Origin of the sequence: Clostridium oceanicum, from assembly GCF_039521385.1 — a bacterium.
Classification (GTDB): domain Bacteria; phylum Bacillota; class Clostridia; order Clostridiales; family Clostridiaceae; genus Clostridium_F; species Clostridium_F oceanicum.
This window is the reverse complement of sequence record NZ_BAAACG010000008.1, coordinates 53,553-77,336: the sequence shown is the minus strand read 5'-3', so window position 1 is coordinate 77,336 and position 23,784 is coordinate 53,553. Positions and strand designations below refer to the sequence as shown.

The window sequence follows — 23,784 nt, the reverse complement described above, 5'->3', positions numbered from 1 at the left end:
AATAAAACTTGAAATAATGATATAAATAGTATTTCTTTTTATTAACTTAATAATAATAATTAAATTAATAAAAAAATTTAGATATTAAAATGGAATTATATATTAAAATTAAAAATTAATACAATTTAGGAGTGAAATGGATTGAAAAAACTTTTGCTTATGTTTTTGACATTTTTTAAAATAGGGGCTTTTACTTTTGGGGGAGGATATGCAATGATTCCACTAATTGAAGAGGAAATAGTTAAAAGAAGAGATTGGATGTCTAAGGAAGAATTTTTGGATATAGTAGTTATAAGTCAAAGTTTTCCAGGGGCTTTAGCTATAAATAGTAGTATATTTATAGGATATAAAATTGGAGGTCTTAAAGGTGCAATTTTATCTTTATTAGGTGTAGTTATTCCTTCTTTTACTATAATTTTGCTTATAGCTAGTTTATTTATGCAGTTTAGAAATAATTATTATGTAGATTTAGTTTTTAAGGGTATAGGAGCGGCAGTACCAGTACTAGTTTTGACTGGAGTAATTAGTTTAGGAAAAGCACTTAATAAAAATATAGTGACAGTAATAATAGTAATAGTATCTTGTATACTAACTTTAGTTTTTAAAGTACATCCAGTTATAATTATATTAGTGTCAGCAATCTATGGAATAATATTTTTACAAAAGAAGGTGAAATAATGGCTTTATTTATAAAAGTATTTATATCTTTTTTGAAAATAGGAGCTTTTGCTTTTGGTGGAGGCCTTGCAATGGTACCACTCATACAAAGAGAAATAGTTGAAAAAAATCATTGGCTTTCTATTAAAACTTTAAAAGATATAGTAGGAATATCACAGATGACACCAGGACCTATAGCAATAAATTCAGCTACTTTTGTAGGATATAAAGTTGATGGTATTTTAGGAAGCATATTTGGAACTTTAGGGGTAATTACAATTTCTTTTATATTAGTTACAATTGCATCTCATTATTTTGAAAAATTTAAGGAAGCAAAAATATTAAAAGCAGCATTTTTAGGAATGAGACCTGCAATTGTTGGATTAATACTTTCAGTTGTTATAAATTTTTCAAAAGATGCTTATGTAGATATAAAATCTATAATAATAGCCTTAATAATTGGAGCTATGCTCTTTAGTAAAAAGATCCATCCTATAGTTGCTATAATATCTTCAGGAATTTTAGCAATATTACTTTATGGGTTTATATAAATTTGTAGTGTGTTATAATGTAGTTTGTTATAAAGTTATAAAGTATAAAAATATTTAAATGCTGTATCTTTAGTATATAGAGTACAGTATTTAATTAAAATGTACTATTAAGTTAAATAAGGAGTAATTTATGGACAATAATATACAACAATTTAATGAGTTTAAATTAAGTGAAAATATATTAAAGGCATTAAATAATTTAGGTTTTTTAAGCCCATCAGATGTGCAAAAAGAAGCCATACCAAGACTTTTAAATAAAGAAGATATTATAGTTAAATCCCAAACAGGTAGCGGTAAAACAGCAAGTTATGGTATACCTATTTGTGATAGAGTAGAAATTGAAAACTCAAATATTCAAGCCTTAGTTTTAGTTCCTACAAGAGAACTTGCTCTTCAAGTTAAAGAAGATATATCAAATATAGGAAGGCTTAAAAAGATTAGATGTGATGCTATTTTTGGAAAACAACCTTTTAACGAACAAGTAAGAAAACTAAAGCAAAGAGTGCATATTGTAGTAGGAACCCCTGGAAGAGTAATAGATCATATAGAAAGGGGTAATTTAACTTTAAAAAATTTAAAATTTGTGGTTATTGATGAAGCTGATAAAATGCTTAATATGGGTTTTGTAGATCAAATAAAAAAAGTGCTAGAAAACATACCAAAACTAAGAACTACTGCTTTATTTTCAGCTACTATTCCACAGCAAATTGAAAATTTATGTTCTGATTATATGAAAGAACCTAAAATACTTAATATAAAATCTAATATATTTAATAGAGATAAAATAAAAGAGAGTTATTTAGAAGTGGAAGATAAGAATAAATTTAAGCTTTTATGGAGAAAATTATATTCAGAAAATCCGGAAGCTGCTATTGTCTTTTGTAATACAAAAGATAAAGTTAAAAATATATTTGCAAAAATGAAAAAAGAAGGTTTTTTAGTAGAAGAACTTCATGGTGATATGGAACAAAAGGATAGAATAAAAACTATGGAAAGATTTAAAAATAAAGAATTTAAAGTGCTTATAGCAACGGATATAGCAGCAAGAGGAATACATATAAGCAATATAACCCATGTTTTAAACTATGAAGTTCCTATGGAAAAAGAAAGTTATGTACATAGAATCGGAAGAACAGGTAGAGCAGGAAAAGAAGGGAAAGCAATAACTTTTGTATCAAACTACGAAAAGAAATTTTTGAAATCTATAGAAGAATACATAGGTTATGAAGTTAAAAAAGATATAGAGCCTAAGGACGAAGAAGTTAAAGAAGGAAAAGTGAAATTTAAAGAAAGTCAAAAGGAGCTTAAGAAAAATTTAGTAAAAGTAAAGCAAAGTGTACATAAAGAAATTACTAAGATTCATTTAAGTGGTGGAAAAAAGAAAAAAATAAGAGTAATAGATATAGTGGGTGCTTTAAGCAATTTAAAAGGACTTACAGGTGATGACATAGGTATTATAGATATAAAAGATGGGTTTTCTTATGTAGATATATTAAATGGAAAAGGAAATCTTATTCTTAAGAAATTTAAAGAAATAACTATAAAAGGTAAGAAAATAAAATTACAAAAAGCTAAAAATTAAGTTTAATAAAAAATTATTTTAAAGCTTTAAATCAAAGTTATGAGTACATTAAAACTTATGATTTTTACATAAACAAACTAAAAATCTTGGTAAAATCCAAGATTTTTTTAATAAATATAAAAAACTGAAACTTTATTGTGATATTATATAATGTAGGTTAATTTTTTAAAAGCAAAAAATTATATATAAAAGTAAGGGAGTATTGTTTTTGAATATATTAATTAATAAAGATATAATAAAAAACATGGCAGGAAGAACTATATATGATAGAGGCGTTAAGTGTAAAGAAAATAATATAGTTAAATATTTAGATGTGGATTTAGTAGAAAAAGAAGAAGTAAATATTATAGATTTTAATGCTATTGTTAGATCATCTGATTTAAGAATTGATTATAGAATATTTCTAAGAGTAATAGAAAGCTATGATTCAATAACTTTAAATGGAAAGTGCAGTTGCCCCTATTTAGGAGAAATGTGTAAGCATCAGGTAGCTATACTTGTTGAGTTTTTGGATAATAAAGAGAAATATTTAAGAAAGTTTTATAGAAATGAAGATAAGAAAACCTTAAAAAGTGATCAAATAATTGAAAATATTAAAAGTAAATATTTGAAAAATGTAGAATCTAATTTTAAAAATCAGTTAGATGTTCAATATAAACTAATAGTAAGTAGTGGATATCTAAAAAGTATGTATTTAGAAATGAAAATAGGAGATGAAAGGCTTTATGTAGTTAAAAACATAAAGGAATTTATAGAAAGTATACTATCAAATAATACTATGTATTTTGGTAAAAAATTCACTTTTAATCCTAGTATTCATTATTTTAAAGAAGAAGATAAAAAGATATTTAAAATATTATATGCTATATATGAAACGGATCAAATGCTTCAAAATCCATATAATGTACAAGTAAATAAATATAATTTTTTCAAAGGAAAAAGTGTAAAACTTACAGATAGTAATTTACAAGAGATATTAAAACTTCTTAAAGGAAGAAATATAACTTTTCAAATAAATAATGAAGAATTTGAAGATGTTTATATAGGTAAAAATCAATTTCCTTTAGATTTTAAACTAAAGTACAAAGAAGATAAATTAGTACTTACCCAATTAACAGAAATAGCAGCTCCTATAACAGATAAAGGACAGTATTTTTTCTATAGAGGAAATATATATGAAGTGTCAGATGAGTATCTAACATATTATAAAGCTTTTTTAGATTATTTTATTAATGAAAATAAAAGAGAAATAGAATTTAGAAAAGAAGATAGTGAAGATATAGCTTCATACATATTACCAACCTTAAAAAAAATTAGTACAAATATAGATATAGATGAAAAATTCAAAGATAAATTCTTAGAAATTCCTTTAAAATCAATGATATATCTAGATAAAGAAGATAGGAATATAACTGCAAGCATAATATTTAAATATGGAAGTGAAAAGATAGATTCATTGTCTCAAGATGAAAGAGATAAAAAAGTTCAATTAGATAAGGTTTTAATAAGGGATATAAAGGGTGAAAATGAAGTAATAAATGTATTGAAATCTTTTGGATTTGAAAAAGAAATACATAAGTATAAATTAAAGAATCAAGATGAAATTTTAAATTTTATAGAAGATGGTATAGATAAATTAAGACAATGTGGAGAAATATATTATTCAGAGAATTTTAAAAATATAAAAGTATATAGACCTTCAAGTTACCAATCTAGTGTTAAATTAAATAGAGAAGATTTACTTGAATTTACTTTTAATATACAAGGTGTAGATAGAAAAGAACTTAAAGATATATTTGAAGCTTTAAATGAAAAGAAAAAGTATTATAGATTAAAAAATGGAGCGTTTATAGATTTACTAAATAATGATATAAGAGAAGCTAAAAGTCTTATAGATAACTTGAATATAACTTTTAGAGAGTTAGAAAAAGATAATGTTATACTTCCAAAATCTAATGCTGTATATATAGATTCTTTAATAAATGAAAATAAAATGAATTTCATAGAAGAAAGTGACAGTTTTAAAGAACTTATAGAAAATATAAATACTATAGATAAACTAAAATGGAAAGTACCAAAAAATTTAGATAAGGTAATGAGAAAATATCAAAAATTTGGTTTTAAGTGGTTTAAAACTTTAGCAAGTTTAGGATTTGGAGGAATACTTGCAGATGAAATGGGTCTTGGAAAGACACTGCAAACTATAGCTTTTATAAAATCAGAATCAGATGAAAAAGAGAAATTACCTTGTATAGTAGTTTGTCCAACTTCTTTAGTATACAATTGGGAAGATGAGATAAATAAATTTCAACCGGATTTAAAAATTGCAGTTGTATCTGGATCTAAAAAAGAAAGAATAGAAACAATTAAAAAAGTTAAGGATTTAGATATAGTTATAACTTCTTATGCATTAATGAGAAGAGATATAGAAAATTATATTGATATAAAATTTAAATACTGTTTTATAGATGAAGCTCAAAATATAAAAAATGCTAATTCTCTTAATGCAAAATCTGTAAAAGCTATAAAGTCAAAAAGTTATTTTGCATTAACGGGAACTCCAATAGAAAATTCTTTAGGAGAGCTATGGTCTATATTTGATTTTATAATGCCTGGGTATCTTTTTAATAAAGGTAAGTTTTCTAAAAAATATGAGATTCCTATTGCAAAATCTAAAGATAAAAGAGTATTAAAAGAACTAAACAGACGTATAAAACCTTTTATATTAAGAAGACTAAAAAAAGATGTTATAAAGGAATTACCATCTAAAATAGAACACAATATAGTTGTAGATATGACAGAAGACCAAAAGAAAATATATGCATCATTTTCTGAAAAAGCAAAATCACAGATGCTTGAAAAGATAAAACAAAAAGAATTTAATAAAAGCAAAATACAAATATTAGCTATGATTACAAGACTTAGACAAATATGTTGTGACCCTACTACATGTATAGAAAATTACAATGGTGGTAGTGGTAAAATGGATGCTTTGTTAAATATAATAACTAGCAACAAAATGGAAAACCATAAGATGTTGGTATTTTCTCAGTTTACATCTGTATTAAAAAATATATCAGAAAGACTTGAAGAAAATGAAATAGAACATTTGTATTTAGATGGAAGTGTAAAGTCTAATCTAAGAGGAGATATAGTTAAAAAATTTAATGAGGAAGATATAAAAGTATTTTTGATTTCTTTAAAAGCGGGAGGTACAGGTCTTAATTTAACTTCTGCAGATATAGTAATACATTATGACCCTTGGTGGAACCCTTCAGTTGAAGAACAAGCTACAGATAGGGCACATAGAATAGGACAAGAAAATACAGTTGAAGTAATAAGACTTATAGCAAAAGGATCTATAGAAGAAAAAATTAATAAGATACAAAAACAAAAGAAAGAAATGATTAAAAACGTAATGGATGAAAATGTAGGAAATGAGATTTCTATATTAAATATGAGTGAAGATGAAATAAAAGATCTTTTTAGTTAATATACTTGTTTGGTTTAAGGGGGAAGTATTTATGAATAACAAAAGCATACATAAAAAGAGTTTTATAAGAGCAATTTTTTATTCAGTAACTTTGATTATGGCTATGACTTTAGCTTGTGTTTTATCTAAACAAAAAATGCCTAATTTATTAATACTTTGGGCAGGTTCCTTTGCTGTATTTTATATAGCTTATTTTATTAAATATTTAATAAGAGATAAAACACAGAAAAAAAATTAATATAGATTTAAGGGTAATTTTATATAGAAATACTGGAGAAGGTAAAGCAACTTTCTCTGGTATTTTTTTATTTGTTTGTAATTATATAGTTAACATTTTGGCAACAATTTGCCTATAATTTGTAATTATATACTGATATTATATTTTCAGGAGGGGTAGTAAATGAAGAGTAATATCTTTAAAGTATCTAAAAATACAATAGTATTTTTTATATTAATAATAAGTATAATAATGTTTTCAGCTTGTTCTACTGATAAAAGTATAATGTTGGAGAATTATATGGAAAAGACTAGTAAGTCATTTCAAAGTAATATAAAGGTTAGTGAAAAATTTATTCACATTACTGAAAATGAAGATGGAAGTTGGTTTGTTCCTTCATTTTGGGAGAATGATAAACTATTTGGTACTTTGTTATATTATAAGACTAAAAAAGGAGAGAAATATATAAAAAAATATATGTCTGATTATTTTCATGCTTTAGATGTAAATAAAGAAGTATTAGAGAAGACAATTAAAAAAGCATTTTTTCCCTATCAGCGTTTAAATAAAATAATTGAAATTCCTCCATCTAGTGGTAATATATATTATTATGATTTTTCCAAGAAAGAAAGTAAGAAATTTTTTTTAGGAAAGTTTGATGATTTAAATAATTCAGGGCTTACTCAGTGTCGTATAGTTGAAGGAAATGAAAAATTTGGAGCTATATATCAATATAAAGAGGACAAGAACATGGAATCCATAAAATTAATTGATTTAAGAAGTAGAAGGGTATATAAAAACGATAATATAAGTGATATAGAAATAATTAAAGTAGTTTACATTAAGGATTTAAGAAAATTTATAGCTATTGATAAAAATGGTGTATGTTATGAAATCAAATTTAAAGAAAATAATTTAGAACTTAAAAAATATTCTAAAATAGATACAGGAGATTTAACACTTGAACAACCAATTAATGGAGTGTCTGCAATATGCAATGATAGTGAAGTTTATTTCATCAGTAGAAATGAAATTGGTAAAAACAAACTTATAAAGAATCGACTTATAAAATATGATTTTAAAACTAAAAAAACAGATTTTATATTAAATATAAATGAAAATGATAAAACACGAGCACTACAATATTTTCCTAAACAAAATATATTAATTTTAGAGAAAGTTGATAGATCTAAAGAGGATGGGACAAGAAGAGAATGTTCAGATATATATTTAGCTGAAATAAAAAATAATAAAGTAAATATATTTTATAAGAGTAAGTACAAAAATGAAGAAAATAAGTATAGTAAAACTTTAATTGAAAAATTAGGTTGCAAAACTAAAGATAAAAATTATATAAAGGACAATGATGATGACATGCGTATTCGTATAAATGATAAAGGAGATAAATTAGTTATAACACGAAATATTGATATTTTTCACACAAATATTAATAAAAATATAAAGAGACAAGTTGTGGATTACTATTATATAAAAAGAGATTAACAAAATCAATTTAGTTATAGAATAGTGTATACAAGATTTTTTCAGTTTGTAAGATAAGTCTAAAAGGTGGTTAAAATTATGAAAATAAATAAATATTCTACAATAAAAAAAATAGCATCAATTCTTACGATGTTCATAGTAGTAACAACATTTTTCGGATGTTCTAAAGTGAAAAGTGTAGTTTTACAGAGTAATGTAAAAAAGGCCAATAAATCCTTTGAAGGTAATATAAAAGTCAATGAAGATTTTATTTATATTCCTAAAAATAAAAATGAAATGTGTTTTGAACCTTCATTTTGGCAAAATGGCAAATTGTTTGGAACATTAACAAAGTCTTCAATAAGAGATAAGGAACTAAGTATTATTATAGACAAGTATATTCCTAAATATTTTCATGCTTTGGATATAAATAAAAAATTGTTAAATGAAACTAAAAAGAAAGCTTTTGCAGCTAGTCATTATGGGTTAAAAGAAATAAGTCGACTTTCTTTTGAAAAGGGTAATTTCTATTATAATGATTTTTCAAAGGAAAAAAGCCAACAAATTTTATTAGGAAAAGTTAGTGATTTAGAGGATTTATCAAATGACTCTCCTAAAAATATACCTTTTGGTGATGAGTATATAGTTGATGGCAATGATAAATTTGCTACTTTTTATAGATATACTAAAATAATAAAAAATAACATATGTACAGGAACTGTAGGATTTATTAGATTATTAGATTTGGAAACTAAGAAACTATATAAAAATGATAACATAGGAGATATAGAAATAATTAAAGTATTGTATGTAAAAGATTTGAAAAAATTCATGGCTATAGATAAGAAAGGTATATGTTATGAAATTAAGTTTAAAGGGAATAGCTTGAAACTTGAAAAATTTTCTCAAATAGATACAGGTGATTTAACACTTCAGCAGCCATGTAATGGAGTAGCAGGAAGATGCAATGGTAGTGAAATTTACTTTATGAGTAAAAATGATATAGGTAAAAATAAGCTTATAAAAAATAGATTAATAAAATATAATTTTAAAACTAAAAAGACTGATTTTATATTAAATATGGATGAAAATGATAAAACTAGAGTGTTGGATTATTTCCCTAAACAGAACATACTAATTTTAGAAAAAACAGATATACCTAAAGAAGGAGTATTAAAAGGACCTTCAGAGATATATTTAGCTGAAATAAAAAATGGGAAAGCCAATATATTTTATAAGAGTAAGTATAAAAATGAAGAAAAGAAGTATAGTAAAAGTTTATTTGAAAAATTAAATACTAGCGGTAAAGAAGTTTCTAAAAACTATATAAAAAGCAATGATCTTTGTATGTATGCTACTATAAATGATAAAGGAGATAAATTAGCTATAATAAGAAATATTAATATTTTAAAAAAATATGTTCCTGAAGAACATATAAAAGGACAAGTTATAGATTATTATGATATAAAAAGAAAGTAATAAATATATGAAGTAAATGAATTGTAATTATAGATTTATATTGAATTTTAAAATCTATAATGTAACTTTAAAAGGTGGATAAATTTGTGAAAAGAAATGGATATTTTATAATAAAGAAAATAGTATCAGTTCTTATTATAGGTATAAGTATAACGACCTTTTTCGGATGTTCTAAGGGGAAAAGTATAGTTTTACAAGACGATGTAAAAAAAGCTAACAAGTCATTTGAAGGTAATATAAAAGTTGATGAAAAATTTATTTACATGAATGAAAATGAAGCAGGAAGAATATTTTGGCCTTCATTTTGGCAAAATGGTAAATTATTTGGTACTTTGATATATAGTTTTAAAAAAGAAGAAGAATTAGGTATAGAAAATTATATTCCTAAATATTTTCATGCGTTAGATGTAAATAAAAAAGTGTTAAAACAAACAAAAAAGAAAGCTTTTGCATCTAATCATTTTGGGTTAAAAGAAGTAAGTTCATTACCTAAACAAAACTGTAATGTGTATTATAATGATTTTTCAAAAGAAAAAAGCAAAAATAATATTATTTTAAGAAATGTTAATAGTTGTTATAGTCCACTTGATACCTGGTGGGGGTTAGTTGGTATGGTAGATGGTAATGATAATTTTGCAAATATATATGAATATGATAGTAGTAAAAATATAGCAGGTATAGAGTTAATTGATTTACAGACTAAAAAAATATATACAAATAATAATGTAGGAGATATAAAAATAGTTAAAATATTGTATGTTAGAGATTTAAAAAAATTTATGGTTATTGATAAAAATGGTGTATGTTATGAAATTAAATTTAAAAAAAATGATTTGGAACTTAAAAAATATTCTAAAATAGACACAGGAGATTTAACACTTGAACAACCGATTTTTGGAGTGTCTTGTATATGCGATGATAGTGTAATATATTTTATCAGTAGGAATAGAATGGGCAAAAACAAACTTATAAAGAATAGGCTTATAAAATATGATTTTAAAACTAAAAAAACTAATTTTATATTAAATACGGATGAAAAGGATAAAACACGAGTCTTAATGTATTTTCCTAAGCAAAATATATTAATTTTAGAAAAATCTGATATATCTAAAGATGGTCTTGAAAAAAAAGGACCTTCAGATATATATATAGCGGAAATAAAAAAAGGCAAAGTAAATATATTTTATAAGAGTAAGTATAAGAATGAGGAAAATAAATATAGTAAAACTTTAATTGAAAAATTAGGTTATAAAAATAAAGATGGAAATTATATAAAGAACAACGATGATGATATGCGCATTCGTATAAATGATAAAGGAGATAAATTAGCTATAACACGAAATATTAATATTTTTCACAAAAATATTAATAAAAATACTTATAAGAGCATAGAAAAGCAAGTTATAGATTATTACCAAATAAAAAGAGATTAAAAAAATATATATGAATAATTTATTATTATAGATTAATAATTCAGTCTTAAATTTATAATGTAACTTTAAAAGGTGGATAAATTTATGAAAAGAAATGGATGTTTTATAATAAAGAAAATAGTATCAATTTTTATTATATTTATAAGTATAACGACCTTTTTCGGGTGTACTAAAGGAAAAAGCATAGTTTTACAAGACGATGTAAAAAAGATTAGTAAGTTCTTTAAAACTAATATAAAAGTTGATGAAAAGTTTATTTATATTACTAAAAACAATAAAGGAAGGTGGTTTGAACCTTCCTTTTGGAAAAATGATAAATTGTTTGGGACATTAACATATTCTCCTGAAAGATTGAAGGAACTAGGTATGGAGAAGTATACTCCTAAGTATTTTCATGTTTTAGATGTAAATAAAAAATTATTAAAGGAAACAAGAAATAATGCTTTTGCATTTGTGCATGATGGTTTAAAAGAAATAAGTCCACTTCCACTTGAAAAGCGTAATTTATATTACAATGATTTTTCAAAAGAAAAAAGTCGACATATATTTTTAGGCAAAATGAATGATTTTCGTAATCCATTAGATAAATCATCCTTTGGGCCTATTACTATGGTAGATGGTAATTATAATTTTGGCTGTGTTTATGGATATGGGGACAGTAAAAAGATGGGAGATATAAAAATAATTGATTTAAAAACTAAAAAAATATATAAAAATAATAATATAGGAAATGTAGAAATAATTAAAGTATTATATGTTAAAGCTTTGAAAAAATTTATGACTATAGATAAAAAAGGTATATGCTATGAAATTATGTTTAAAGGGAATAGTTTGGAACTTAAAGAATATTCTCAAATAGATATGGGGGATTTGAGTTTTGAAGTACCTTATTATAGTGTGTTGGGGAAATGTAATGATAGTGAAATTTATTTTATAAGTAGAAATAAAATTGGCAAAAACAAATTTATAAAGAAGAGACTTATAAAATATGATTTTAAAACTAAAAAGACTGATTTTATATTAAATACTAATAAAAATGATAATACAAGGGTATTAGATTATTTTCCTAAACAAAATATATTGATTTTAGAAAAAGCAAGTATATCTAAAAAAAATGGAATGAAAAAACAATGTTCAGATATATATTTAGCTGAAATAAAAAAAGACAAAGTAAATATATTTTATAAGAGCAAGTATAAAAACCAAGTAAATAAATACAGTGAATCTTTATTTAAAGAATTATCTAATAAAAGTAAAAAGGAAAATTTTTCTGAAAATCATGAAAAGAATAGTGATAATCAAATACGTGCTTATATAAATGATAAAGGAGATAAGTTAGCTATAATGAGAGATATTAGTATTATTGAAGATTCTGTATTTCGTATAAGCGATAACCAGGTTATAGATTATTATGATATAAAAAGAGATTAGTGAAATTAATGGAATATATAAATTAATATATACAAGATTTTTTAAGATAATAAGATAACTTTAAAAGGTGGATAGAATTGTGAAAACAAATAAGTGTTTTATTGTAAAAAAAATAGTATTAATTTTTATTATATTTATAAGTATAACGACCTTTTTCGGGTGTTCTAAGGGAAAAAGTATAGTTTTACAAGATGATGTAAAAAAGATTAATAAGTCATTTGAAGGCAATATAAAAGTTAATGAAAAATTTATTTATACTGATGAAATTAAAAAAGGCAGCATATTTAGTCCTTCATTTTGGAAAAATGATAAATTATTTGGAAGATTATCATATGATAGTAACAAAAAAGAAAAATTAGGTTTAGAGACAAAGAAGTATATTTCTAAATATTTTCATGCTTTAGATGTAAATAAAAAAGTATTAAAAAAAACCCAAAATAAAACATTTGGAGCTCATTATGATTTGAAAGAAATAGTACCATTACCTTTAGAAGATGGCAGTTTGAATTGTAATTTATACTATAATGATTTTTCCAAAGAAAAAAGCCAACATATATTTTTAGGTAAGCTTAATGATTCCGATGAGTCAGGAAATAATGGAGGAGGAGGGATTTGTATGGTAGATGGTAATGATCAATTTGCTACCACTTATACATACAATTGTGATAAAAAAATAGGCGGAATTAAATTAATTGATTTAAGAAGTAGAAAATCATATAAAAATAATAATATAGAAAACATAGAAATAATTAAAGTATTATATGTTAAAGATTTGAAAAAATTTATGGCTATAGATAGGAAAGGTACATGCTATGAAATTATGTTTAAAGGGAATAGTTTGGAACTTAAAGAGTTTTCTAAAATAGATACTGGTGACTTAACACTTCAATATCCACTTAATGGAGTCTTAGGAATATGTGATGATAGTGCAATTTATTATATGTGTAGTAATGGAATAGGTAAGAACAAACTTATAAAGAATAGACTTATAAAATATGATTTTAAAACTAAAAAAACTGATTTTATATTAAATACGGATGAAAAGGATAAAACACGAGTGTTAATGTATTTTCCTAAGCAAAATATATTAATTTTAGAAAAACCTGATATATCTAAAGATGGTCTTGAAAAAAAAGGACCTTCAGAGATATATTTAGCTGAAATAAAAGGTGGAAAAGTAAATATATTTTATAAGAGCAAATATAAGAGTGAAGAAAAAAAATGTAGCCATGAATTATTTGAAAAGCTAGGCAATAATATTAAAAATAAAAATTGTAGAAAGCGTAATGATATAAATATAGTTCCTTTTATAAATGAGAAAGGAAATAAATTAGCTATAACAAGAAACATTGAAATTATTGATGAAAATATTCCTAAGATTATAGAAAGACAAGTTATAGATTACTATGATATAAAAAGAGATTGATAAAATTAGTCTATGAATGTTTTATGATTATAGATTAATAGTGTAGTTTAAAACTTATAATGTAACTTTAAAAGGTGGATTAAAATATGAAAATAAATAAATATAGTATAATGAAAAATATGGCATTAGTTTTTATTATGATTATAGTAGTACCGACGTTTTTGGCTTGTTCTAAAGATAAAAGTATAGTTTTAAATAATGATGTTAAAACAAATAGTAAGTCTCAGCAAGATAGTATAAAAGTTAATCAATCCTTTATTAATATTAATAGTAATAAAGGTGAAATGTTTATCCCGTGCTTTTGGAAAGATAATAAGTTACTAGGAGTACTAGAGACTCCTAAAAGAATTGATATAGATATGCCTTATTCTGATAAATTTTATTCTATTAATATTAATGAAAACAGCTTAGATAAAACAAATCAAGAATCTTATTCTTGTGCTGTAGATTCAATAAAAGGACCAGCACTAGATGAAAAAGAGAAATTATATTATTATGATTTTACAGAAGATAAAAGCAAAAGGTTTTATATTAAAGGATATAATGAAGGATTAGATGAAAATTATAAAGCTACTAACGGAAATATGTATAATGTAGATGGTAATAATAGATTTTTAACGTATCATACTTATAGAATAAATTACCGAACTAACAAACAGATAGGTACTATTAGTTTATTTGATTTAAAAACTAATAAATTATATAAGAATAATAATATAGGAGACATAAATATATCTATAGTAGGTTATTGTAAGTTCTTAAAAAAATTTATTGTTTTTGATAATAAAGGGGAAATTTTTAAAGTTAATTTTAACGGGCAAAATTTAGAGATTGAAAAAATTTGCAAAATAGATATATCAGATTTTCGATCAAATAACATGGATATATCAGATTTTCAATTAAATAACATGGATATAAATGCAAAGATTCAAAATGATAATATTTATATAATAAATTTTGATGGAAATAAGCTCTTGAAATATAATATTAAGACTAAGGAAAGTAAAGTTTTATTAGATAAAAGAAAAGAAGGCATAAAAATGCTTGATTATTTTCCTAAACAAAATGTATTGGTTTTAGAAAAAGAAAATGAAGTTAAAGATAATAATATAAAAACTAAGATGTATTCTGATATATATTTGGCTGAAATAAAAAATGATGAACTTAATATATTTTATAGAAATTCGTATAAAAACATAGCTGAAAAATATAAAAAAGAAATGTATGAAAAACTTCTTAATAGTAATAAAAAGGAAGATTTGATAAAAATGAATCATGCTTTTATAACTAATATAAATGATAAAGGAGATAAACTATCTATAATAGTGAACATTGAAGTAGGAAATAAAAAAAATAAGAATATTTTAGAACGTAGCCAAGTTGTAGATTACTATAATATAAAAAGAAATTAGAAACTAATAAGATATTTTAAGCTTCATATAAAATTTTATATGAGGTTTAGAGTTTTTTAGATATTAACTATTAATAAGATAACTCTTAAAAAATGTAGTATTATAGGATGATTTAATATTGCAAATACTGTATAAAGGAGAAAATATAAATGCCTAAAGAGAAAATTTTAGTTGTAGAAGATGAATTTTCAATAAATGATATATTAACCACATCACTTTTAAAGGAAGGCTATGAGGTTAAGAGTGTATTTAATGGTAGGGATGCTTTAAACATAGTGGAAGAATTTAATCCAGACTTAGTTTTATTAGATTTAATGTTACCGGATATAGATGGGTTTGATATATGTAAAAGAATATATCAAAAGTATCAAGTAATAATGATAACTGCAAGAGATGATATTGTGGACAAGCTTTTAGGCCTAGAACTTGGAGCTGATGATTATATAACAAAACCTTTTGATATAAGAGAAGTAAAAGCTAGAATAAAAGTTTTATTTAGAAGACCTAAAATTAGAAGAGATGAAGAAGAAAGTTATATAGATTTAACAAAGGCTGTGAAATTTAATCCTAAAAGCAGAGAAATATTGAAAAATGATAAAATAGTAGATTTAAAAAGAAAAGAATTTGAGCTATTTTTATATCTTTATAGAAATAGAAATATAGTTTTATCTAGAGAAAATATTTTGGAGAAAGTTTGGGGTTATGAGTATTTAGGAGATACTAGAACCGTAGATGTACATATAAGAAGAATAAGAAGTAAGATTGATATTAAGGAAGGTCCGTCTATTATAGAAACAGTATTTGGAGTAGGTTATGTTATGAGATAGAGATTTATAAAAAAACTGATGTTTAATGGAGTGTGATTCTTATAAAACTAAAGTATGGATTTAGAACATTAAAATCAAAAATAATATTTGGAATAATTATAATATTGGTATCACTGCTTGGAATTTTAAACGTTATACTAGCAAATGTGCTTAATAAAAATTTAGAAAATAGCATTATAAAAGAGATGAATTATATAGGTAATATAGAAAATGTTAATATTAGAAATCATATACTAATAAATAGTGAAAAGGATTCACAGGATATTTTTACAGTGATAAATAAAATAAGCAGAGATTTTAAAACATATATAGCTTTTAAAGATACAAAAGATAAATTAGAATATACAACAGGTAATATGATTGATATTAAAGAAGTTAATAAAGTTATAAATGATAGCAAAAATACAAAGTCTATTTTAAACTTAAGTTATGAAGAGGATAAACTTCTTGCTACTTGTAGTTATCCAGTTTATGTACAAGATACATTAAAAGGAGTAGCTGTTACTCAAAAAGAGTTTAATAATATGTACACATATAATAAAAAACTAATGTCAAAAATAATTTTTTCAGAGATAGGTATCTTTATTATATTTATAATATTATTATATATTTTACTATATAAAACTACAAAGCCATTAACAAATTTATCTAATGCTATGAAGCAAGTAGAAAAGGGAAATTATGATACTAAAATTTTAAGTAAGAGTAATGATGAAATAGGAGAGCTTTCTAATAATTTTAATATGATGAAAGAAGAAATACAAAATAAAATAGAAATTATATCTAAAGAAAAAGAGAAAATAGAAAACCTTCAAAAGACTACTACAGAATTTTTTAATAATGCAACTCATGAAATGAAAACACCAATAGCGGCTATATCAGGATATGCTCAGCTTTTAGAAGAAGATTCAAGAATTGATACCTTTGAAAATAGAGCATTAAACAGAGTTATATTAGAAAGTGATAGAATGCATAAGTTGGTATGTAATTTGATCCAAGTAGCAAAAGGAAAAGCTATAAAAAGCAAAGCTAAAACAGAATTTAATTTTAAAAAATTATTAGGTGAAGTTATAGAGGAATCAAAAGTTAAAATTGATAAACAAAATATGAAACTAAATATTAATCTACCTAAATTAAATGTATATGCAGTAGAAGAAGAAATAAAGGAAGTTATAACAAATTTAATAGATAATTCTATAAAATATTCTAAAGGGAAAGAAATAGATATAGAAGGGTATAGTAAAGAAAAATTTTCTATTATAGAAATTTCAAATAAATGTAGTGATATTCCAAAGGATATAAAAACTAGATTATTTGATCCTTTTATAAAGCATACTTATGGAGATATTAAAGTAAGCAGTTCAGGACTTGGATTATATATATGCAAACAAATAGTAGAAAAAAATGAAGGATATATTAGTTACCAAATTAAAAAGGGGAAAATAACTTTTGTTTTAGAATTAATACGTGTTGAAAGATTAGAAGAAGAAAAATAAGTTTATCAATATAAAATATACTATTATAAAGTTGAAATTAAAATAAATTTTAGTAGTTATAAAAAATAATTTCTTAAAAATTATAATAGTGTAAATTACTAAAAGTCTACAAATAAATTATTGAATCATATATTGTATTGAAAGCAATATATGATTTTTTTGTAGAGGTAGTTTAATGTTTACATCTAAAAGGCTTAGTGAAACATATAAAAAATCAAAAGAAATAAACATTGATGATTCATCAAAAGTGGTATTAATTAGTGACTGTCATAGAGGGGACAATAGTAGAGCAGATGATTTTGCAAATAATAGACCATTATTTTTAAGTGCTTTAAATTATTATTATAAAAATAATTATATATATATTGAAATAGGTGATGGAGATGAACTTTGGGAAAACAGAAAACTAGAAGAAATAAAAAGATGCCATAAAGATGTCTTTGAACTTATGAGTAAATTTTATAAGAAGGATAGATTTTACATGATTTTAGGAAATCATGATATGGTTAAGAAAAGTGAAAAGTATGTAGAAAAGAATTTATATTATTACAAAGATAAAGAAGGTAAAAAGAGAGAACTTTTTAATAAAATAAAAGTATATGAAGGAATAATTATAAATTACTTAAATAAAAAAAATAAAATATTTATTGTACATGGACATCAAGGGGATTTAATAAATGATAGACTCTGGTTTTTAGGAAGATTTTTAATTAGGTATTTATGGAGACCTTTATCTATCTACTTAGGATTTAAGGATCCTACAAGTCCTGCTAAAAATTATAAGAAAAAGAGGAAGGTAGAAAGAAAAATAATAAGATGGGTAAAAGAGAATAATCAAATGCTTATAGCAGGTCATACTCATAGACCAATGTTTCCTAAGACTTCAGAAACTCCTTATTTTAATGATGGTAGCTGTGTTCATCCAAGAGCTATAACTTGTATAGAAATTGAAAAAGGAGATATAACCTTAGTAAAATGGAGTATTACAGCTAAAAAAGATGGAACTTTATACGTAGATAGAGAAATAATTACAGGACCTAAAAAACTTGAAAAATATTTTAAATAGGATTATTTAAATACTAGAATTATTAGTTAACTTTTTAAATTTATTTAAAAGAGTATAAGATTTTATAAATATATACTTAATATACCTAGTTTTTAACATAGGAGATAGAATTAATTATTATAATAAACTATAATATTAAAAAGATAAAATTATAATTAAAACAAAGATGTAATCAAAAAATTGATGGTAAATTATATTTACCATCAATTTTAATCCTATTATCATGCTAAAAATCTTAACAAGGTACTTGCAAGTATAAGCATAAAAGCTCCACCTATACGAGAAGATATCTGGGCAAAAGGCATAAGTTCCATTCTATCCGATGCTGAAAGAACAGCAACGTCTCCAGTTCCACCCATATTAGCCATACATAAGCCAGCAGTTATTGCAGACTCTATAGGATAAAATCCAACTAAAAATCCTCCGAATCCTGAACCTAAAGCGGAGCCGATTATGACCATAGATACAAGTAATAGATATTGGAAGTTAAAGGCTTGTATTACTTGATTTAAATCTGTATAAGCAATTCCTATTCCTACAAGAAGTGCGCATGTTAAATTAGTCATTACAAAAGAGAACCATTGTTTAGAACTAAGTTCATATTTCCTAGGTAATACCCCTATTATTTTACATACAGCAACCATTATAATCATCCAAGCATAAGTATGAATAACTGGTATAAATTTATTAATAATACTTCCTAAAGTATAAAAACATAAAGATATTGCAAGGCCTGTACCTAAAGATTTAAGAGTTATTTCATTGACTTCTTCTTTTTCTTTTAAACAAGATTTATTACTGTTTTTCATTAAGTTTCCATTACCAGATAAAGAAGGTTTTATTTTTCCTAGTTTTGAAAGCAATCCACCAAGGATTATTGCTAATGCATTTCCAAGAGCAACAGCAGGTATCATCACAGATAGCATACTTGTAGGATTAGTATTTAATGCTTCTCCAAATATTTTAGATAAAGGAACAGCACCGGCTCCCATTCCACCACCCATGATAGGTATACCTATATAGAATATAGCTTTTTTAGCACCAAAACCGATTAATTCGCCTACTATTCCAACTAATGCAAGAGAAACTAAGACACCGCAAATTATTGCAGGTAGATATCTTATAGCAGCTTTAATAAGAAGTTTCCTACTCATTCCAAGTATACTACCAGCTATTAGAGCAGCTATATAAAAATTTAAAAATCCTCCAGCTTTCATAAAAGTAGAAACGTTTTCAGTAACAGCTTTAGGAAAAATACCATAGGTTACGCAAGCTGCAGATACAAAAATTATTACAATTGGCCCTCCACCTAAAAAGCTTTTTACAATAGGAGTATTATTTCCAACTTCATTTAAAAGAGCACCTATTACCATCATAAAAAGTAATGCTCCAATCATTCCTTTAGGTAATTTATTTAAATATACTCCTATAATAGTAATGGTTAAGAGAATTAAAAATCCGCTTATAGGAAGACCCATAATTTTATATTGTTTTTTTTCATTACTAATTGTTTTCATATTTATTATCCCCCCTTATTTAAAGCTAAATTCTAGCAATATTAGTTTCTCTAGCAACTTTGGCCACTTTTGTAGCTACTTCTTTTCCAACTCTGTCATCAAAAGCTAGGGGAATAATATAGTCTTCTTTTAGTTCATCTTCTTTAATTATATTTGCAATAGCAATAGCTGCTGCAAGTTTCATATCTTCAGTAATATCTTTAGCTCTAACATCTAAGGCACCTCTAAATATTCCAGGAAAAACTAATACATTATTGATTTGATTAGGGAAATCAGATCTTCCAGTAGCGATTATTCTAGCTCCAGCTTTTTTAGCTTCATCAGGCATGATTTCTGGAGTAGGATTTGCCATAGCAAAAACAATAGCATCTTTATTCATTGTTTTTACAGATTCGTAATCTAAAACATTAGCAACAGATACTCCTATAAATACATCAGTTCCTTGGATTATTTCTTTTAATGCACCTGTTTTTTTATCTCTATTTGTAACTTTAGCAATACTATTTTTAGATTCATTAAGTCTAGGATCATCTTCAACTAAAGCACCTTTACTATCGCACATTGTAATGTTTTTAGCTCCATATAACATTAAAAGTTTGCATATAGATATTCCAGCAGCACCTGCTCCATTTATAACTATTTTTATTTCTTTAATATCTTTTTTTACTATTTTTAGTGCATTTATTAATCCTGCTAAAACTACTATTGCAGTACCATGTTGATCATCGTGAAAAATAGGAATGTCTAATTCTTCTTTTAATCTTCTTTCTATTTCAAAACATCTAGGAGCAGCTATATCTTCTAAATTTATTCCACCAAAAGATGGGGATATATATTTTACAGTTTTAACTATTTCATCAATATCTTTAGTATCAAGGCATATAGGAAATGCGTCTACATTACCAAAAGCTTTAAATAAAATAGATTTACCTTCCATAACAGGTAGTGACGCTTCAGGACCTATATCACCAAGTCCTAATACAGCGGAGCCATCAGATACTACAGCAACTAAATTAGATTTTGAAGTGTATTTATATACATCCTCTTTATTTGCATGTATTTTTCTGCAAGGTTCTGCAACACCTGGAGTATATGCTGTACTTAAATCGTTTTCGCAACTTACAGGAACTTTTGACTTGATTTCCAATTTACCTTTCATTTTTTCGTGCATTTCTAAACTTATCTTATTAAAATCCATAATGACAACCTCCTAAAATTATAATAAATAAAAAATAATTTCTAAGTTTTTTATCATTATACTTTTAATAGGATTATAAATATATATTTAGAAATTAAAATGAAGTATTAAGAAAGTAAAAAAAAAATTGTTATTTTGTTAACGATTCCATAAGTATTCTGTAGTAGGTCTTCCTATGGTACCGTATTTAATATTAGAAGAGATTAGATTAATTTCTTCCATATAGTTTAAGTATTTTCTGGTAGTTACTTTTGATAAATTAAGTTTAGTTGCAACTTCTTCGCTAGTAAAATAATAATTATTATTTTTCATAAATGTACTTATTCTAGAAAGTGTAATTTTGTGGAATCCTTTAGGTAAATTAACAGGAAGTGTTTTGCCTTTAAATTTTGTAAGTTTATCTATATCACATTGATTAATTTCTTTATTTTTATTTAGCAATGTGTGCTTATTAAGAAAGTTTTCTAAGGCAGAATTAAACCTTTCATATTTAAAAGGTTTAATTAAATAATCAATAGCTCCAAATTTTAAAACAGTATCTAATTTGTCAGCATCATGAGAAGAGGTCACTATTATTACATCTAAAAGTATACCTTTTTCTCTAATTTTTTTTAAAAATTCTATACCGTTCATTTTAGGCATGAAAACATCTAATATAATCAAATCTATTTTAGTTTTTGAAAGTAAAGTTAAAGCATCTGCCCCGTTGTTACAAATCTTGTATACTTCAAAATTTTTATTCTTTTCTGTATATATCTTATTAATTTCTGCAACCATAGGGTCATCTTCTATAATTAACACTTTAATCATCAATTTTATCCTCCTTAGGAAGTTTAACTTTTATTGTTGTACCTATGTTTTCTTTAGAATCAATTAGTATAATACCATTTAAATTTTCTACTATATTTTTTAATAAAAATAAACCTGTTCCTCTATTTTTTCCTTTAGTAGAAAAACCTTTTTCAAAAATTTTATCTAAGCATTCTTCTGATATACCACAGCCGGTATCATTAATTTCTATTATTATAAATTTATCTGTTTCATTTAAAAATAAATTTATAATTTTTTTATTTTTGGAACAAATATTAATTGCATCAATAGAATTATTTATAAGATTACCAATTATAGTAACTAAGATATTATTTGTTATTCTCTTGTTTGATTTTTTTAGATTACTTTTAGAATCTAAGTGTAGTGTTATATTGTATTGCTTAGCTTTTGTGATTTTACCTAATAGCAGAGCAACTATTGTTGAATTTTCAATTTTTTTTATTACCATATTAATTTTAAGTTGTTGTTCTTCAGTTAAATTTAGTATATAATTTTTAGCTTTTTCAGTTTCGTCAATCTGGATAAATCCAAGTATTACATGTAATTTATTCATAAATTCATGAGTGTTTGCTTTTAAAGCTTCAACTATTTGTTTAACACCAGTAAGTTCTTCTGCAAGCTTAGTAACTTTAGTCATATCATTAAAGATGGCAAGGGCACCTATAATATTGTCATCTTGTTTTATAGGGATTCTATTACTGAATATAATAGTATTTTCAATTATCATATTTTTATTTAATTCAGGTTTTTCAGTCTTTAAAATTATAGGAAGTCTAGAGTTTGGAATTATATCATAAATATTTTTTCCTGTAACATCAATTTGTGGAATATTCATAATATTCTTAGCAGCTTTATTGCAAAGAGTAATAGAATTATTTATGTCTATAGCTACAATTCCATCAGTTAAGGTGTCTAATACCTCTTTTTTTTGAAGATATAGTTCAGTTAATTGTTCAGGTTTGAAACCTAGCAAACTGTTTTTTATATTTTTAGATAAAATTATAGTGTTTAAAGCTCCAATTAAAAATCCAATAAAGGTGAAAAAAATTAAAGATTTTAAAGAGTCATTTGTTTCTTTAGTTATGTTTTCAGTGAGAGAGCTTACAAGTACAAAACCTATAATTTTGTTGTTATCTAAAACAGGAGAAAAAGATCTTATTTGATTTCCCATTGTACCTGTGCTTTTGGAAATATAGGAAGATCCTTTATTTATTACTTCAAATTCGTCACCACCAACAAATTTTTTGCCTATTTTGTCTTTATTTGGGTGAGCGTATCTTATACTTTTTGTATCACAAACTACTATAATATCTATGTCTTCAGAGGTATTTAATATATTTCTAACGTAAGATTGAACTTCTAACCCTTTTCTTTTACTTTTTAAAGCATCTTTTACTATAGATGATTTAGAAATCAAATTAGAAGAATTTTTTAGATTAGTTTTTATTTTATCTTTTATATTAGAAGTGTTTGTTATATTTATTAAAACATTAGCAGTAAGCAGAGAAATAAAGATTATAAATGAGTTTATTAGTAATATTTTGGTGTTTAAATTTAGTTTTTTATACATATCTATAAATAAAAATTTACAACTGAAAAATAAATTTTTATTTAGTTCACCTCCGGTTAATTTTTACATTTAAGTTTTAAAAATATATATTACGTAAAAAATATTATTTTATTGTT

General features: G+C 24.3%; 18 protein-coding genes. 14 read left to right on the top strand and 4 right to left on the bottom strand.

All coding sequences use genetic code 11. The features are described 5' to 3' along the window. Positions 1-141: 141 nt before the first annotated feature. The 14 genes from ABDZ71_RS06615 to ABDZ71_RS06550 all read left to right on the top strand — a co-directional run bounded on the left by ABDZ71_RS06615 (position 142) and on the right by ABDZ71_RS06550 (position 18,552). On the top strand, positions 142-678 hold the full coding sequence (locus ABDZ71_RS06615) for a chromate transporter (RefSeq protein ID WP_343760095.1): 537 nt from the start codon (positions 142-144) through the stop codon (positions 676-678). Further along, positions 678-1,208, top strand: coding sequence for a chromate transporter (locus ABDZ71_RS06610; RefSeq protein WP_343760093.1), 531 nt, complete (start codon positions 678-680; stop codon positions 1,206-1,208). The genes ABDZ71_RS06615 and ABDZ71_RS06610 overlap by 1 nt, the downstream gene beginning before the upstream one ends. Before the next feature lie 130 nt (positions 1,209-1,338). Next, complete coding sequence (locus tag ABDZ71_RS06605) at positions 1,339-2,790, top strand: DEAD/DEAH box helicase (RefSeq protein WP_343760091.1); 1,452 nt, start codon at positions 1,339-1,341, stop codon at positions 2,788-2,790. A gap of 208 nt (positions 2,791-2,998) precedes the next feature. After that, the gene (locus tag ABDZ71_RS06600; protein WP_343760089.1) at positions 2,999-6,283 is read left to right on the top strand and encodes an SNF2 helicase associated domain-containing protein; all 3,285 of its coding nucleotides are present in this window, start codon (positions 2,999-3,001) and stop codon (positions 6,281-6,283) included. A gap of 31 nt (positions 6,284-6,314) precedes the next feature. Then, the gene (locus ABDZ71_RS06595; protein ID WP_343760087.1) at positions 6,315-6,521 is read left to right on the top strand and encodes a hypothetical protein; all 207 of its coding nucleotides are present in this window, start codon (positions 6,315-6,317) and stop codon (positions 6,519-6,521) included. Positions 6,522-6,683: 162 nt separating this feature from the next. Beyond that, entirely contained in the window at positions 6,684-8,003 is a 1,320-nt protein-coding gene (locus tag ABDZ71_RS06590) for a hypothetical protein (RefSeq protein WP_343760085.1), read from the top strand. Positions 8,004-8,081: 78 nt separating this feature from the next. After that, a complete protein-coding gene (locus ABDZ71_RS06585; RefSeq protein ID WP_343760083.1) occupies positions 8,082-9,461 on the top strand; it encodes a hypothetical protein in 1,380 nt (459 codons plus the stop codon). 86 nt (positions 9,462-9,547) lie between these two features. Next, positions 9,548-10,894: a hypothetical protein gene (locus tag ABDZ71_RS06580; RefSeq protein WP_343760081.1), complete on the top strand. Its 1,347-nt coding sequence runs from the start codon at positions 9,548-9,550 to the stop codon at positions 10,892-10,894. Positions 10,895-10,978: 84 nt separating this feature from the next. Further along, entirely contained in the window at positions 10,979-12,325 is a 1,347-nt protein-coding gene (locus tag ABDZ71_RS06575) for a hypothetical protein (RefSeq protein ID WP_343760080.1), read from the top strand. Positions 12,326-12,404: 79 nt separating this feature from the next. Continuing rightward, a complete protein-coding gene (locus tag ABDZ71_RS06570) occupies positions 12,405-13,751 on the top strand; it encodes a hypothetical protein (RefSeq protein WP_343760079.1) in 1,347 nt (448 codons plus the stop codon). Between the two features lie 86 nt (positions 13,752-13,837). After that, positions 13,838-15,163, top strand: a complete 1,326-nt coding sequence (locus ABDZ71_RS06565) for a hypothetical protein (RefSeq protein ID WP_343760077.1) — start codon at positions 13,838-13,840, stop codon at positions 15,161-15,163. A 149-nt stretch (positions 15,164-15,312) separates the two neighbouring features. Beyond that, positions 15,313-15,990, top strand: a complete 678-nt coding sequence (locus ABDZ71_RS06560) for a response regulator transcription factor (protein WP_343760075.1) — start codon at positions 15,313-15,315, stop codon at positions 15,988-15,990. 32 nt (positions 15,991-16,022) lie between these two features. Then, a complete protein-coding gene (locus ABDZ71_RS06555; protein ID WP_343760073.1) occupies positions 16,023-17,486 on the top strand; it encodes a HAMP domain-containing sensor histidine kinase in 1,464 nt (487 codons plus the stop codon). Between the two features lie 175 nt (positions 17,487-17,661). Then, on the top strand, positions 17,662-18,552 hold the full coding sequence (locus ABDZ71_RS06550; RefSeq protein ID WP_343760071.1) for a metallophosphoesterase: 891 nt from the start codon (positions 17,662-17,664) through the stop codon (positions 18,550-18,552). Between the two features lie 221 nt (positions 18,553-18,773). Here ABDZ71_RS06550 and ABDZ71_RS06545 read toward each other — a convergent pair whose 3' ends face one another. From ABDZ71_RS06545 to ABDZ71_RS06530, 4 genes are all read right to left on the bottom strand, one after another. Continuing rightward, positions 18,774-20,069 (bottom strand): 2-hydroxycarboxylate transporter family protein, encoded by a 1,296-nt coding sequence (locus ABDZ71_RS06545; RefSeq protein ID WP_343760069.1) that lies wholly within the window; start codon positions 20,067-20,069, stop codon positions 18,774-18,776. A gap of 25 nt (positions 20,070-20,094) precedes the next feature. Then, on the bottom strand, positions 20,095-21,267 hold the full coding sequence (locus ABDZ71_RS06540; protein WP_343760067.1) for an NAD(P)-dependent malic enzyme: 1,173 nt from the start codon (positions 21,265-21,267) through the stop codon (positions 20,095-20,097). 138 nt (positions 21,268-21,405) lie between these two features. Then, the gene (locus tag ABDZ71_RS06535) at positions 21,406-22,077 is read right to left on the bottom strand and encodes a response regulator (RefSeq protein ID WP_343760065.1); all 672 of its coding nucleotides are present in this window, start codon (positions 22,075-22,077) and stop codon (positions 21,406-21,408) included. Continuing rightward, positions 22,070-23,668 carry an ATP-binding protein gene (locus ABDZ71_RS06530; protein WP_343760063.1) on the bottom strand — a complete coding sequence of 533 codons (1,599 nt, stop codon included), beginning with the start codon at positions 23,666-23,668 and terminating at the stop codon, positions 22,070-22,072. The genes ABDZ71_RS06535 and ABDZ71_RS06530 overlap by 8 nt, the downstream gene beginning before the upstream one ends. Positions 23,669-23,784 lie beyond the last annotated feature (116 nt).